General features: G+C 68.6%; 10 protein-coding genes. 1 reads left to right on the top strand and 9 read right to left on the bottom strand.

What is annotated here, in order from left to right; translation table 11 throughout:
• Positions 1 to 41 precede the first annotated feature (41 nt).
• Positions 42 to 1358 (top strand): NCS2 family permease, encoded by a 1317-nt coding sequence (locus AASM09_RS03105; RefSeq protein WP_049429488.1) that lies wholly within the window; start codon positions 42 to 44, stop codon positions 1356 to 1358.
• Positions 1359 to 1418: 60 nt separating this feature from the next.
• Here the strand turns inward: AASM09_RS03105 and bcsZ are convergent, their stop codons facing one another.
• Genes bcsZ through AASM09_RS03060 form a run of 9 tightly spaced genes read right to left on the bottom strand, consistent with a single transcriptional unit; the run spans position 1419 to position 15374 of the window.
• Positions 1419 to 2552: a cellulose synthase complex periplasmic endoglucanase BcsZ gene (gene bcsZ / locus AASM09_RS03100; RefSeq protein ID WP_049429487.1), complete on the bottom strand. Its 1134-nt coding sequence runs from the start codon at positions 2550 to 2552 to the stop codon at positions 1419 to 1421.
• The gene (gene bcsC, locus AASM09_RS03095; RefSeq protein ID WP_049429486.1) at positions 2536 to 6117 is read right to left on the bottom strand and encodes a cellulose synthase complex outer membrane protein BcsC; all 3582 of its coding nucleotides are present in this window, start codon (positions 6115 to 6117) and stop codon (positions 2536 to 2538) included. The genes bcsZ and bcsC overlap by 17 nt, the downstream gene beginning before the upstream one ends.
• The gene (gene bcsB, locus AASM09_RS03090) at positions 6117 to 8480 is read right to left on the bottom strand and encodes a cellulose biosynthesis cyclic di-GMP-binding regulatory protein BcsB (protein WP_180848831.1); all 2364 of its coding nucleotides are present in this window, start codon (positions 8478 to 8480) and stop codon (positions 6117 to 6119) included. Before bcsB ends, bcsC begins: the two co-directional genes overlap by 1 nt.
• Complete coding sequence (bcsA, locus tag AASM09_RS03085) at positions 8477 to 11101, bottom strand: UDP-forming cellulose synthase catalytic subunit (protein WP_100443765.1); 2625 nt, start codon at positions 11099 to 11101, stop codon at positions 8477 to 8479. The genes bcsB and bcsA overlap by 4 nt, the downstream gene beginning before the upstream one ends.
• The gene (gene bcsQ / locus AASM09_RS03080) at positions 11101 to 11856 is read right to left on the bottom strand and encodes a cellulose biosynthesis protein BcsQ (RefSeq protein ID WP_049429484.1); all 756 of its coding nucleotides are present in this window, start codon (positions 11854 to 11856) and stop codon (positions 11101 to 11103) included. The genes bcsA and bcsQ overlap by 1 nt, the downstream gene beginning before the upstream one ends.
• Entirely contained in the window at positions 11853 to 12032 is a 180-nt protein-coding gene (gene bcsR, locus AASM09_RS03075) for a cellulose biosynthesis protein BcsR (RefSeq protein ID WP_049402398.1), read from the bottom strand. Before bcsR ends, bcsQ begins: the two co-directional genes overlap by 4 nt.
• Entirely contained in the window at positions 12032 to 13663 is a 1632-nt protein-coding gene (bcsG, locus tag AASM09_RS03070; protein ID WP_049429483.1) for a cellulose biosynthesis protein BcsG, read from the bottom strand. The genes bcsR and bcsG overlap by 1 nt, the downstream gene beginning before the upstream one ends.
• Positions 13660 to 13839 (bottom strand): cellulose biosynthesis protein BcsF, encoded by a 180-nt coding sequence (bcsF, locus tag AASM09_RS03065; RefSeq protein ID WP_049429482.1) that lies wholly within the window; start codon positions 13837 to 13839, stop codon positions 13660 to 13662. Before bcsF ends, bcsG begins: the two co-directional genes overlap by 4 nt.
• Positions 13836 to 15374: a BcsE family c-di-GMP-binding protein gene (locus tag AASM09_RS03060; protein ID WP_049429481.1), complete on the bottom strand. Its 1539-nt coding sequence runs from the start codon at positions 15372 to 15374 to the stop codon at positions 13836 to 13838. Before AASM09_RS03060 ends, bcsF begins: the two co-directional genes overlap by 4 nt.
• Between the last annotated feature and the right edge of the window lie 177 nt (positions 15375 to 15551).

Raw genomic sequence — 15551 nt, 5'->3', positions numbered from 1 at the left:
TCCCCAGGGGCGGCAGGGTGTGCAGGCATGAGAGATCTGCGATGTCCCTGTTCGAGCGCCTGTTCCAGCTGCAGCAGCACGGCACCACCGTGCGCACCGAACTGCTGGCCGGTGTCACCACCTTCCTGACGATGTCCTACATCGTCTTCGTGAACCCCGAGATCCTCGGCACCACCGGCATGGATGCCGGCGCGGTGTTCGTGGCCACCTGCCTGGCCGCCGCGCTGGGTTCGGCGGTAATGGCGCTGGCCGCCAACTTCCCGGTGGGCATGGCGCCGGGCATGGGCCTGAACGCGTTCTTCGCCTTCACCGTGGTCGGCGCCGCCGGCCTGCCCTGGCAGCAGGCGCTCGGTGCGGTGTTCATTTCCGGCCTGGTGTTCCTGGTGCTGTCGCTGACCGGTGTGCGCGCATGGCTGGTGTCGGGCATTCCCTCATCGCTGCGCTCGGCCATCGTGGCCGGTATCGGCCTGTTCCTGGCGATCATCGCGCTGCAGAAGTCCGGCGTGATCGTCGGCAATGAAGACACGCTGGTGGCGCTGGGTCCGTTGAACACGGCGCCGCCGCTGCTGGCGCTGGCCGGCTTCCTGCTGATCGCGGTACTGGAAGCACGGCGCATCCGTGGTGCGATCCTGATCGGCATCCTGGCCGTGACCGGCGCGGGCTGGGCGCTGGGCGACGTGCAGTACCAGGGCCTGGTTTCGCTGCCGCCGAGCCTGGCCCCGACCTTCCTGCAGCTGGACCTGCCGGGCCTGCTGCACCATGACGGCGGCGCACCGATCGCCGTGCTGCTGCAGGTGGTGCTGGTGTTCGTGCTGGTGGAAGTGTTCGATGCCACCGGCACGCTGTATGGCGTGGTCGGCCGTGCCGGCCTGCTGAAGCTGCCGGGCGCGCAGAAGCGTTTCGGCCGCGCGCTGCTGGCCGACAGCACCGCGATTGTTGCAGGCTCGCTGCTTGGCACCAGCAGCACCACCGCCTTCGCTGAAAGCGCCTCTGGCGTGCAGGTGGGCGGCCGCACCGGCCTGACCGCTTTGGTGGTGTCGGCCCTGTTCCTGGCGGCACTGCTGTTCTCGCCGCTGGCAGCGATGGTGCCCAGCTATGCCACCGCACCGGCGCTGCTGTTCGTCGCCGGCCTGATGCTGCGCGAGCTGGTGGAAGTGGACTGGAGCGACCTGACCGAATCGGTGCCGGCGGCCCTGTGTGCGCTGGCGATGCCGTTCACCTACTCGATTGCCAACGGCCTGGCGTTCGGCTTCATCGCCTATGCCGCGCTGAAGGCCGGCACCGGGCGCTGGCGCGAAGTGCATCCGGCGGTGTGGCTGGTGGCGGTGCTGTTCACCCTGCGCTACGCGCTGGAATGACCGTTGAGTGGGGTCAGAGCCCATTGCGATGCAATGGGATCCGACCCCGCAGCACTGCAGCTACCAGCGCGGCTGCAGGCGGCCGTCGGCGGCGAAACGCCAGCGTCCTTCAGCCCAGCCCAAGCCGAACAGGGCCAGCATCTGCGAGTAATAGGCCGGTGCATCAGCACGCTGCTGTTCGGCGCTGGGCAGGCTGGCCCGCAGCGACTGCGCGTGCTCCGTGTCGCCCTGCGCGATCAGATACGGTAGCAGGGCCGCACGGAATCCGTAGTTGCCTTCGCCCTGCCCCTGGCCACTGCGGGTGTCGATCTTTTCCCACATCGGCGCACCACTGCGCAGGCGCTGCAGCGGCCCGGACAGGGCCGCCAGCTGCGTGCGGAACAACGGATCGCGCGGCGCGGTCATGCCTGCCCAGGTGTAGCAGCGGATCGCATCGTAGCCGCCGACCGCACCGCGCACCGGATCGACGACGAAGCGATCGCCTTTCCACGCCGCCCAGTCCGGTGCGAACCCGTGCGGGCTGCTCTGCTGCAACAGCTGCACGCTGTTGCGCGCCAGTGCCTGCCACGGCCCACCGCGATCCTCCACCGCAAAGCGGCGCAGCAGCGGCAGTGGCAGATAACTGGGGTTGACACGCGTGGCGTCCCCTTCGACGAATCCCTGTGGGCCCGGCAACAGCATCGGGCCGAGCCCGGGCAGGTCCACGATCTCGCGTGCCCGCACCTGGGCGAGCATGCCCTCGGCGATGGCGTTCAGCGCGGGACGGCGCCACAGCCGCGCGCCTTCCAGCAGCGCATAGGCCAGCCAGAGATCGGAGTCCGAGGCCGGGTTGTCATCCAGTACCCGCCACGCTCCGGCGTCATCGCGTCCCCACAGCCAGGCCGGCAGGCGCTTGCCCATGTCGCCTTCGGCGAGGTTGTCCTGGGTCCAGCCCAGGATGCGGTCGAACAGCGCCTGGTCGTTGTCGACCAGGGCGAAGAACAAGGCATAGGACTGGCCTTCGGAGGTACTGCGCTGATCGTCCTGGCTGCGATCGATCATGCGTCCGTCGCGGCTCAGGCTGCTGTCGAGCAGTACCTGCCACGCCGGCCAGCGCGGTGCGGGCGCGGCCTGCGCACTGCACCAGCCAAGCAGCGGCAGCGTGGCGGCCGCCTGCAGCAGGCGACGTCGCCGCAGGTCAGCGGAATTCGCCATACGGCACCAGTGGCGATACGGGCAATGGCAGGTTTCCCTGCCACGGTTTGAAGGTGTAGCGCAGGTAGAGCTGGAACGAATTCGGCGAGAAATCGCGGCTGCGCTGCAGCGTGCCGGCGGCACCCAGCACGAAGTGGTCGCCCAGGCGGCGCTCGACCGCACCATACAGGCGGTAGCCGGTGCCGGTGCTGCTGCTGTCGCCGGTGTACAGGCCGGCCTCGTCCAGCTGCAGGGGGCCATACTGCGGCTCGAGCTGTGCAATCACGCGCTCGATCAATGCCTGGTCGGGGAAACGGCTGATCGACGAGGTACGCGCACTGGACACACTTACCGAGCCATCCAGGCGCAGCGACCACACGTCGTTGCGCCAGGCGAAGCTGACCGGCAGGCTCAGCGACGCATAGCGCTGCGGGCTGTAGTAGCCGCCCTGGCCCAGCGAGTAACCGCCCAGGTCCTTCTGGTAGCGCCAGTACATCGCGGTGGTGCCCACATCCAGCCGCATGTCGGGGCGCTGGATCAGCTTGTGGTACCAGCCCACCATCGCGCGTGCACGGGTATTGTCGGCCACGTTGTGGCCGGTCAGCCGATGCCAGCTCCAGTTCGACCACACGCCATCGCGGCCACCCTGGTCGTAGCCGAGGCTGAAGGTCACGCCGTTGGCGGTGACGCCGCCCCAGCTGATGCCACTGCGCGGATCAACCGCACCGGCCTGCGACAGCAGCGAATTGGTCATTGGCCGCCGCGACACCGTGGCGCCCCAGCCGAAGCGCCCGAGGTCACCATTGAGGGTGATACCGCCAAGCCAGTTGCCGACCACGTAGTTGGACGGGGTGTGGCCGATATCGAAGTTCCAGCGGTCATCCAGGGTGCGCCAGCCCACGGCGAAGCCGGCGCCGGAGGTGCGCCGCTGGTGCACGAAACGGGTGCAACCCGGTGCGCGCAGGCGGCTGTTGTCAGCCTGCAGCAGATCCAGGTCGCAGCTACCGAAATCCTCGTCGTAGGCCCCGTTCCCGTCGGTCTGGAAGCGGCCGGCATCGAAGCTCACCTGCTCGATGCGCGCCCAGCCCAGGCCACCGGCGAACGGCGCGTCGAGATGCGCGATGCGGGTATCGCGCGACAGCCGCGAAATACCCGGGGTTCCGTCGCTACGGCGCCCGGTGTCCTGCATCACCGTCAGGGTGGGATTCTCCTGCTGGTACAGGGTCTCCACGTCGCTGCGCAGGCTGCGCCGCAACCAGTCATCGCCGGCCGTCTCGCGGCTGGCCAGGGTCAGCGCGCGGTTGTCGCGCGGCGCGGCCTGGCTGGGGGCCAACAGGCCGTTGTCGGCCATCGCCTGCGCATACATGTCCAGCGCCTGCTGTGGATCATCGCGGCGCACCAGCCGTGCCGCATCACGCCAGGATTGTGCGTCGGGCCCGGTCTTGCGCGCCAGCAGCGCGCGCAGGATCGCCAGCGCCTTCGTGTCCTCGCGCAGGTCGGTCCAGATCGTGGCGAGCTGGCGCTGCTGGCCGATCTCGGCATCGTCCACTGCTGGCGGTGCGTCTTGCATCTGGCGGCGTGCGCTGGCCAGATCGCCGGTGCCGATCCAGGCCTGTACCTGGCCCAGCTGCGCATCCACGTTGCCCGGCTGTGCAGCAAGCACGCGCTGGTAGTAGTGCAGCGCCTGCGCGTGGTCGCCGCGCAGGCGCGCCCATTCGGCCATCAGCAGATCGTTGTCGGTGCTGGGCGGTTGCTGCTGCAGCAGCGCGATGGCTTCGGCCTCCCTGCCCTGCGCACGCAGATCCCACAGATGATCGACCAGCTGCTGCCGCTGCAGGCGCGCCGACAGCGCGCGGATGTCATCGTCCCACTGCGCCTGCGGCAGCGCATCGAGCACCGCCAGCGCCTGCGGCAGCCGATCGGATCCCGACAGATAGAGCGCCTGCGCGTAGCGCGCTTCGGTACTGTCGTTGTGCGTGGCCATGTCGGCCACCACCGCGTCGGCTTCGTCCTGCCGGCCGGCGGCGCGCAGCTCGTTGCCCAGCGCATAGGCCAGCCATGCATCGCCCGGCAGTTCGCCGCGCAGCTGCTGTCCCAGCGTGATCGCAGTGCCTGCATCCCCGGCAGCCAGCGCCTGCTCGCGACGCTCACGCAAGCGACTGATCTGCAGCTGGCGCAGGTCTTCGGCATACAACCTGCGCTGGGCAGCGGGCAATGCGTTGATGAAGGCTTCCAGCCGTTGAGGATCGGTGCGGCCGTACAGCTGCACCAGCTTGCGGATCACGTTGGCATCGTTGGGGGCCATCCGCCGGGCAACCTGCAACTGGCGTTCGGCCGCGGCGTCATCACCACGGGCCACGGCCACGTCGACCAGGCCCAGTGCAGCATTGACGTCGCGGGGCTGCTGGCGACGCGCCTGCGCATACAGGCGCTCGGCTTCGTCCAGCCGGCCGGCCGCCAGCGCCGCGTCGGCCTGGTCCAGCTGCAGCCAGTAGCGGGTGCTGGCGATCAGGTCACGCCACTTGTCGTTGCTGTCACCGGCCGGGGTGGCCTGCACCGCACGCTGGAAATAGTTGATGGCCTGCTCGCGGCGGCCCTGGCGCATCAGCGCCATGCCCAGCCCCCCCAGCAGGTCGGGCTCGCGAGGATAACCGCGCAGGGCCTGCAGGAAGGCGCGCTCGGCCTCTTCATTGCGGCCTGCATCGAGCAACTGCTGGCCACGCAGACCGGCGCGCCACGCCGGGTCGCTGACCCGCTTGTGCTGGTCGGTGTAGCGCTCGCGCACCAACGCGATGTCGGCGAACGTCGGGTTGCGGGTGATGAAGTCCTGCAGCCTGCGTACGCTGCGGTCATCGGCCGGCTGATCCTTCAGGTAGGCCCACTCGGCGTCCGCCGCCATGCCGCGCGCTTCCGGATTGCGCCCCATGCGCTGCAGCGCGGCCAGCGCCTCGGCATCGCGGCCGGCCGCGAACAGCATCTGCGACAGCGCCTGCAGCAACGGCACATTGCCCGGATAGCTGCGGTCCAGTTCGCTCAGCGCACGGATCGCCTGTGTACGCCCATCCGCCTGGGCGCCGCGCAGGCGCCAGTACTCCAGGCCCAGCTGCAGGCCGGGCGGCTCATCGTTGAACAGGCGCCGGTAGATCGCCAGCGCTTCGGCGCTGCGACCACCGGCAGCGAACAGACGCGCCTGCTGCAGGTCCTGCTGCAGGTCACCACGGTAGGCCTGCCAGAGGCGTTCGCCGGCGGCCAGTTCACGGGTACCCGCGCCGATCTCGCGCAGGCGCTTCAGGGTCGCCTCGGCATCCTGCAGCTTCTGCTGCGACAACTGCACTTCCAGGATCGCCACCAGCGTGCCGCGATCATCCGGTGCCAGCATGCGCAGCCGCGCCAGCGCGTCTTCGATCAGGCTCTGGCGACCGGTGGCCTCACCGATGCGCACCTGCTGCAGCAACCACTGGCGCTGCTCGGCGACGGTTCCGCCCGGTGTATCGGACAAGGTCTGCGCCGCGCATGGCCCGGCACCGGCCAGTCCCAACAGGACCAGGCCGGAAGCGGTGACCAGCGGATGCCGAGTGCGTGCCATCAGTGCCCCGGGTCCAGGCGCTTGGCCGCAACCCAGCGCAGCGTGCGCCACAACAGGAAGGCGACCATCAGCACCACCAGCGTGGCCAGCACCGCCAGCAGTGCCGGGTGGTCGGCCAGGTGGTACCACAGCAGCAGCCACCACGGCAGCGCGCCGACGTAGTAGTGATCGCCGACGAACTGGCTGTGGATGCCCGAGGTACGCAGGATCGCCACCGAACCGGCGATGGCTTCGCGCTTGCCGGTATCGCTGAGTGCATCGTCGAGCAGGCCGTAGTCGGCGGCGTTGCTGGCGGCCAGCGAAACGATGCTGCGCTGCGCATGCCTCGGCGACTGCATGCCGATGATCGCGGCGAACGGCGCCTGCGCGCTCACTGCCACTTCGGTCACCGCCGGGTCGCCATCGCGGCTGCCACGGCGCGCCTGTTCCATCGCCTGCTGCGGCGACGGCGACTGGCCGTTGAGCAGACGTGCGCGCTGGTCGTCGATCAGCAGCGACAGCTGCTGGCTGCCGCGCAATTCGGCAGGCAGGGCGCCCAGCATCAGCAGGTCCGCATCCAGCGCGCTGGCCTGCTTCCAGTCATCGGACAGGCGCAGGCCATAGGCCGGGTAGCCGCTCTGCACGCCCAGCCCACCGATCAGGTTCAACAGCAGGCTGACCTGTGCTTCGCTGGCGCCGGGCGGCACCAGCACGACCGTCTCGGACAGATCGGCCATGCGGGTGAAGGGGAAACCGCTGAGTGCGAACGCGGACAGGTCCGGCAGGCCCATGTAGTGATGGAACCCGGAGAAGTCGATGGTCGAGTCTTCCTCGATGGCTGCCTGCAGGTTGGGCGGCAGCACGGTCTGGCAATGATCGCGCTGTGCACTTCCCATCACGCTGGCGAAGTTGAAATCAAAGCGCAGCTGGTTGCGGTCGCCCAGCTTGAGCGCCGGAATCAACAGGCGCCCGTCATCGGCACCGGCATCGCCGGCCAGCACCGGCAGGCGGATTTCCTCCAGGCCCTGCTTGCCGTTGCGGCGCACCAGCGGGAAGCTGGAGATGAACTGGTCGTTGATTGCAACGCCCAGCCGCGACTCATCGCTGCCGAACGGCGGCGTGTAGCGGTAGCGCAGGTTCAGCGGAATGCCCTGGTTGCGCCAGATGAACAGGTCCGGCGGCAGGTTGAGGTTGACCGTGATCGGCTGCGGCGACACGCCGTTGGCGTGCAGCTGCTGCGGATAGTCGAGTAGTTCGGCCAGGCGCACGGCGCGGTCGGTACGCACCCAGTTCGGTGCGTCGTACGGCTTGCGCGGGGCCAGCGGCTTGATCTCGTCGACGCTGACCTGACGGCCGCGGAACAGCACGTTGCCGGCCGCCATCGCGGCCACCGCCTTCTGCAGATCCTCATCGTTGCGGCCCAGCACCAGCAGCAGCTTGCGCTGCGGATCCTCCGGCAGCGACATCAGTTCGATCATCGGGCCCTTCACTGGGGCATGGTTGGCGATCACCGGCGGGAACCTGCCGTTGACCGCCAGCACCACCGCGTGGCCCTTGTCCGGCAGCGCACCGAAGCTGACCGGGAAACGCGCCTGGCGCCACCAGCCGGACAGGCTGCCGAAGTACGAGGACATCACCGCCGCCGCGCGCTGCTGCGCCAGGCTCGGTGCGGCGGCGAACACCACCGGCAGTTCCAGGCGTGCGGTATCGCGCGGGTCGAAGAACGGCAGCGGGAAGTTGGCCAGGTCGTCCTGCATCGCCAGTGGCTGGCCACCCAGGCGCAGCGTGCTGTTGCTGGACAGGTTGACCCACAGCGAGCTGTGCGTCGGCTCTTCGCAGATGTCGGTGTAGTGACCGACGAACTCCAGGCGGACCTGGTTGAAATCGGCGATCAGGCGTGCGTCCAGCGGCAGCTTGGCCTGCACCGGGCGGCCGAGCTGGTCGTTGCTGATCGGCACCACGCCCATCATCGCGTCGTTGAGGTAGACCCGCAGGTGCGACAGGGTCGGGAGCAGCGATGGTGAAGGCGTGAAGCTCAGATCCAGTTCCGCATCGCGGACCAGGCGGTCACGGCGCACCTGGAACTCGAAGGTGGTGGCATTGCGCACCCCCGACAGCAGCGTGTCCTGGCGACGCCCCAGCTGCGCGAAGGTGTTCTGCCGCTGCCAGGGCCAGGCGCTGCCCGCCCAGGTCTGCGCCAGCGCGGGCTCGGTACCGGCGGCAGGCGTGGTGGCGGGTGCGGCCGGCACGCTCGGCATCGGTGGCGCGGCAGGCGCCGTGGTGGGAGGAGTGGCCGGTGCCGGGGCAGGCGCGCTGTTGCCTGACGCCACGGGCAGGGCCAGCAGGGGCAGCAGCAGCCAACGCAGAGAGGACGGAAGGGTCATGGACGAAGCCCTGGATCAGCGGCTGGGTCAGCCGGGTGGGAAGGAAGCGGACGTTGCGGAGCAAAACTGGCCAGCCATCGCAGCAGGCGACGGTTCCAGTGTGCCGGGCGGTCAAGGTCGAACGGTGCGAAATCACCCATCCGCCGATAGCCACGCCAGCCCAGGACCAGCACGCTCCACAGGCTGCGCGGCAGGCTCTTGGGTTGGTAACCGGCGTGCCAGTCGAGCCAGGCATCGGCGCGGGCGAAGGTGCACTGGGCGAACTCGACGCGCTGGCGTTCGTTCTCGAACAGCAGCAGCAGGCCCAGTCGCTGGCCGACCGTGCGCTGCACGCGCGCCGGGAACGCGAACTCGCGGCGGCCGCGCCCCAGCAGCACCTGCACGCGCTGGCCTTCGGCCAGTTGTGCGTCTTCGCCGAGCTCGACGCCCACGCCATCGTTGGAGTAATCCTGAAGCACGCCGCGCAGGCGGCGGCCATCGGGTACCTGCAGCGCCATCGGCAGGTGGGTGGTGACGCGATGCGTGCGCCGCACCTGCTGCACTTCAGCGGCCACCGCCAGCGCCCCACCGATGATCAGCAGGTTGTACAGCACCCACAGCGAACTGACGACCACCGTGCCGCGTTCGTCGAGCGGCCCATGCATGAAGCGCCACACGGCAAAGCACAGGCCCAGCACGTTCAGCAGCGCCAGCACCAGGTAGGGCTGCGCTACGCGCCAGTCGAAACGATCACCGGCCTGGGTACCGCCCTTGTCGGTGACGTTGAACTTGCCACGGTCCGGGCTGAACAGCGCCACGGTGGTGGGCCGTGCGATGTACCAGGCCAGCACGGTCTCGTACACCTCACCCCAGAACGGTCGCCGGTACTTGCCCTGGATTCGCGCGTTGGTAAGGCTGGCGTGGGCCATGTGCGGCACCACGAACAGCAGGATGGCCAGTGCCGGTGCGTAGATGATGTAGACGTGCAGCAGCAGGAACGCCAGCGGCGCGGTGAGGAACACCAGGCGCGGAATGCCGGCCAGGAAATGCAGCATCGCGTTGGCGTAGCAGAAGCGCTGGAACAAGCTCAGGCCCTTGCCCAGCAGCGGGTTGTCGATGCGGAAGATCTGCACCATGCCGCGTGCCCAGCGGATGCGCTGGTTGACGTGCGCGCCGAGGCTGTCGGTGGCCAGGCCGGCCGCCTGCGGAATGCGCAGGTAGGCCGAGTTCCAGCCGTTGCGATGCAGGCGCAGCGCGGTGTGCGCATCTTCGGTGACGGTCTCGGTGGCAAACCCGCCGATGGCATCGATGGCCTCGCGCCGCAGTACCGCGCAGGAGCCGCAGAAGAACGCCGCGTTCCATAGGTCGTTGCCGTCCTGCACCAGACCGTAGAACAGCTCGCCTTCGTTGGGGTCGCTGCGGAACACCTGCAGGTTGCGTTCGAACGGATCGGCCGAGAAGAAGTGGTGCGGGGTCTGCACCAGCGCCAGTTTCGGGTCGCGCAGGAACCAGCCGCAGGTGATCTGCAGGAACGAACGCACCGGCAGGTGATCGCTGTCGAAGATGGCCACCAGCTCACCATCGATCAGGGTCAACGCATGGTTGAGATTGCCGGCCTTGGCATGGCGGTTGTCGGCGCGGGTGATGTAGTTGACCCCGGCACGCTCGGCGAATGCGCGGAATTCTTCGCGCTTGCCATCATCGAGGATATGGATGCGCAGCTTGTCGGCCGGCCAGTCCAGGCCCATTGCTGCGTACACGGTGTGCCTCACCAGCGCCAGGTCTTCGTTGTAGGTGGGAATCAGCACATCCACCGTCGGCCACTGGCGGATATCGGCCGGCAACGGCGCCGGACGGCGACGCAGCGGCCAGGCCACCTGCACGTAGCCCAGCATCAGCACCAGCCACGAATAGGTTTCCGCCGCCAGCAGCACCACGCCACAGACCAGGTCGAAGGTGCTGTTCCAGTTCAGCGTGGCGGTGTAGCGCCACCACAGGTAACGGCAGGACACGGTGATCGACAGCACCACCAGCACCAGCGTCGCATAGCGCCCCTGCATGCGCCGCACCAGCAGCGCGATGGCCCACAGCAGTGCAACGAACACGAACTGTGCGAGATAGGTGAACGGCTGGGTGATGCACAGCGCCGCCAGCCCCAGCGTGGCCAACCCGACCAGCAGGGTCAGCAGGTGCCGCGAACGTGGCGACAGGCTGCCCACCTTCCGGCCGAACCAGGCCGCCACGCGGCTGTTCCAGAATTCACTGGGCGCATCGCGCATGGCGCGCAGATAGCGCAGGCGGCCGCGACCGGCCGCGCCACGCAGTTCGGCAATGCGTTCGCGCCGGGCCTGGGCCAACCGCTGCCGCCTCAGCGAAGGCTGCGGTACCAACCGCACCACCGACAGCCACATGGCCTGGATCAGTAACCGCAACGGATCGCCCGGGCGCCAGCGACGGTCGCCCTGGATCTGCGGGAAGGCGTTGCGCAGGCGCGGGGCCTGTGCCTGCCACGCCGGCCCTTCCAGGCGCAGGAACGCCCAGCCCACGCATTGCAGCAGCCACAGCATTGCCCGCGTCGGCCAGGACGCATGCACCCGCTCACGCAGGCGTCCCCAGTCCAGGTAATAGACGCGGGCACCCATCAGCGTCCTCCCGCCGCGGCCTGGCGCCGTGCGGCCTCCGCCAGGCACCACAGCACCAAGCCATCCACATCGGCAGCAGCCAGCGAATCGGTCGCATAGCGGCCCAGTGGCTGCTTGCTGGCCAATGCGGACGGCACCCGCGCATCCTCGTGCAGCGGCTGCGGCACCAGCCGCGCCCCGTGCGCGTGCAGCCACAGCTGCATCAGGTCGCGCTGCACCGGAATGACCGGGTCATAGCGGTTGGCCAGCAGCAGGCGAGTGTCATCCGGCTGTCGTTGCAGGAACACATGGCTGACCGGATCGACACAGGCCAGGCGCAGCGGCAGCGTGCAGCGCGCGTGCTGGTTGATGGCCGCAGCGTGCGCCGGCAGGCGCTGCGGCAGGTCGAACAGGATCCAGTCGAACTGGGCCTCCAGCAGCGGAATGCGTTCGGCCCAGGTGGCCGGTGCCTGCTGCAGCTGCTGTTCGATGTGCATCGCGGCCTCGGCGTCGACACGACCGTAGGGCAGCACCGCGAGTCCTGCTGCGACGGCGTAGGCGGCATCACGCCAATCCGTACCGTCCAGCTGCGCGCGCGCCCAACCGTTGTCCACGTCGGCAGGCAGACCCAGGTGCAGGCCGAGCATCTGGTCCGGGCTGCATTCGACCAGCAGCACACGCTGCCCCTGGGCGTGCAGGCCCTGGCCCAGCGCGGCAAGCACCGTAGTGACGCCGGTTCCGCCATGGATGCCCTGCAGCGACAACACGGTGCTCATCGGCGCGGCTCCAGTTCGGCCAGCAACGGCCAGCGCGCCAGCGCCCGTGCACGTTCCTGCTGGGCCGAGAAGTCCACGTAGGGCAAGCCCGGCATGTCCAGGCTGCGGCGCAGCAGGTCGATGTCATCCTCTTCCACGGACAGTGTGACCGGCACGGCAAGAATGTCGGCAGGCATCAGCGCGCCTCCTCCGGGTAGGGGCTCCAGGTCTGGCTGCCCTGCAGCTGCAGCCAGGGCTTGCCGGCGTACTCGATGACCTTGGCGCCTTCGTTCTCCGATACCGACGGTGTCTGCGGCAACCCCTTCAGCAGGCTGTCCCAGTTGCGCTCGCTCGGCGGCGACTGGGCATTGAGCGCGTACACACGCGACACCAGCTCGGACACCGCCAGGTAGCTGCTCGGTTCGGGCACATGACGTGGGCCGCCGGCCGCCGGCGCGCCCATGCCGATCAGCTTCACGCCCACCGGCACGTGGGTGATCGATGGACTGGGAATCTCACGCATGCCCGGAATCTGCATGCGGTCGCCATGCAGGGCCGCGCCATGCTCAGGCACCACCACGATCATCGCGCGGCGGCCACTCTTCTCCACCGCATCGACGAAACCGGCCATGTCACCCAGCACCATTTCCGCACGTGCCTTGTAGTCGGCGGCATTCGAACGGCCATCGGCGCCGACGATGCGGTTGCCATCGTGCAGCGAGATCGTGTTGTAGAACAGCGCCACCTGCTGGCTGGTCCCGGCCAGCCGCTGTTTCCACCACGCCATCAGCACATCACCATCGCGGCGCAGCGGTGACTTGTCGAACGCCACCAGCGCTTTGGGAAACGCGCTGATGTCCATCGGCTGCGCCTGCAGCCCACCGTACTGGTGCAGTTCACCGATGAAGTCGTCGAAGTGACCGTCATGGTTCATCGCCAGCTCGCTCTGGAAGCCTAGATGCTGCAGGTTCGAGAACAGCTGGCACTCGGCCGGCACCGGATCGAACAGCGCGGTGTGCGAGGTCTGGCCACAACTGGCGCGCAGCAGGCGGATCGCTGCTGGGCCGCTGTAGGCGGTTGCCGAGTTGAAGTCGTCGAACACCACGTCCATGTGGTCGAGCAGGTTGTTCTGGCGCAGCCCCACTTCATCCAGATCGCTCCATGCCAGCGAGCAGATGTTGAGGATGATGACGTCGAACGGCGCGCCGCTGCCCGGTGCGGGGAAGCTGGTCTTGAGGCTGGCCTGCTGCTGGTAGAAGCTGGCCAGCCATGCATTGAGCGTCTCGTTGTTGGCCGGCGGCAGGCCGCCACCTGAGGTGCCTCCGGTGCTGGCGGTGGCTGCGGTGGCGGTACCCTGCCCCCAGTTCCAGCCCGCCGGCATCGGTATCGCCATCACGGCCAGGCCAAGCATGCCCAGCACGCTCAGGGTAGTGATGCGCAGCCACGGCTTGAGCAGCACGTAGGCCAGCACCAGCATCACCAGCACCGCCACCATCTGCCAGTTGATGAAGCGCTGGGCCAGTTCAAGCCAATAGTCGGCCGAGAAGTCCAGCACGCCCGGCTGCACCAGCAGGCGCCGGAACGGCGGCCACCAGGTGTCCTGGTAGTACAGCGCGACGCCCACCGGTACCGCGACGACGGTGCGCGCGATGCGTGCCCAGCGCCAGCGCAGCGGAATCAGCAGCGCGCCCAGGAACAGCAGGTTGGGCAGGATCTTCAGATCCAGCGCGCCCATCCAGGCCAGTACCACCTTGGACAGGAAGTACAGGTTCCAGCCACGCAGGTCGGCCCAGGCGAAGGGAGATGCGGGTGCCATCTGCGGACTCATGCAGCCCTCCGCGGCGCACGCTGGCGTACACCGGCGCGGCGCAGATGGCGGGGTGGCAGCCAGCGTGCGGCACGGCGGCGCAGCCCGCGCCACAGCGTGCCGAGCATGGCTCCGAAGGGAATCATCACCAGCGCGCAGGCGACGATCAGGGTCCAGAGTTGCTGGTCGGTGGTCATGCGCGATCTCCCAGCCGCAGCGGCTTCGGGGCGGTGAAAACAGGCGCCTCGAGCGCCGGGGCCACAGCCGGCAGGGCCGCAGGTGCTTCGGGCAGCACCTCGGCCTCAGGATCACTGCCGTGGGCATTCATCGCTGCAATGTCATATTCGGCCAGGCGCTGGTAGCCATCGAACAGCTCGCGCCAGGGCAGGCGGAACAGATTGCCCAGGGCCTGCTCGACCGCATCACGCCGGCAACCAAACAGGAACAGGCGCACCTGCCCGCGGTAGACACAGGCCAGATCGCCCTGGCGGCGGATGCGCAGCTGCTGCAGGGTCTGCTCGGCACGCAGGCCGGCCACCGGCTGCAGCGCCAGCACGGCGCTTTCCACCGCACTACCGTCCTGGTCGATGCGATCACCTGCGATCTGGCGGAAGCGTGCGGCGTTGACCAGGCCACTCACCGATGGTGGCCGATGCGCACGGATCAACGGCTCCGGATCCTCAGCCAGCTGGCCCTGCCAACGCTGCCGCTGCACGGTTTCCAGCAGGGTCAGCAGTCGCGGCAAGGGCGTCGCTGACGGCACCACCAGGCTGCAACCGCACTGCATCAGCAGCCGCTCATCGGCGTAGCGCAGGCAGGGCTGCAGCTCGCGCACCACCAGCTTCAGCGCATTGCCACGTTCTCGGCGCAGGCGGTGCAGCAGGCGGGCCAGTGCATCCACCTTGGCATTCTCGTCGATGGCCAGCACCACGGTGGCCTCGCGCGCCTGCAGCGCGGCCGGCAGCAATCCGGCCCAGCCGTCATACAGGCGCCAGGCCGCCGACAACGGCGGCGCACCTTCCAGCACTTCGGCCTGGGCCAGGAAGACATCGCGGTCGCTGCCACTGGTCGCATCGATCCCAGTCTCGGCGGCACCGGCCTCGGCCAGGTGGCGCAGCCCGCAGCTTTCCTGCTCGACGCCGAACGATCGCTGGGCCACCACGCCATGGCTGTTGGACCAGTAATGCAGCAGCAGCTGCAGGGCACCACGATGCGGATGCAGCTGGGCCACACCGGCGCAGATCCGGTTCAATGCCAACAGGCGCGGGGCCAGGGTCGCCACTTCGCCGTGGCACAGCAACAGCAGCACCTGCTGCGCCTGCACGGCACATTCCTGCAGCTGCTGGCACCAGCGCGCCAGCCGGGCATCATCCCAGCCGTCCAGCGCCGCCACCGGAAACTGCACCAGGCTGAGCCGGGTGCGCGCCGAGGCGGTGCGCGGCAGATCGCCGGTCAGCCCGCGCAGCGCCTGCTGCATGCCATGGTGCGAACGCTGGAACAGCCGCAGGCGGGCCGGCCCCTGGTCGGCAGCCAGCAGCGCCAGCATCGATTCGGCCCCCCGCCCCAGCGTGACCAGCACGGCTTCATCCAGTGCCTCGGCCGTGGCCAGCACGCCGGCACCGAGCAGGTCCGTCGGCGCGCTGCCGGCGGCCACCACCCAGTACAGGCCTCCGCTGCGCATCTCGACGAACTCGGCGGGCAATCCGGCAATGGCAAGGTGGGTCGCAGGCACGCCGGATCCTTTCATTGCCCCTCAACCGGGCGGAAAGCCCGGCAGTGGAGGCGCTGCGGTGAAAAGGAGGTCACTTTCATGACGTACATCACATTCATGTTTCTGTACGGCAATGATAGCCCTGATCTTCACGTTTGCGGGATCAAGACGCAGTCAACGCCGCCCGCGGAACGGGCG

The organism is Stenotrophomonas maltophilia (genome assembly GCF_039555535.1).
Lineage (GTDB): Bacteria > Pseudomonadota > Gammaproteobacteria > Xanthomonadales > Xanthomonadaceae > Stenotrophomonas > Stenotrophomonas maltophilia_Q.
This window is presented reverse-complemented; position numbering and strand designations above follow the sequence as displayed.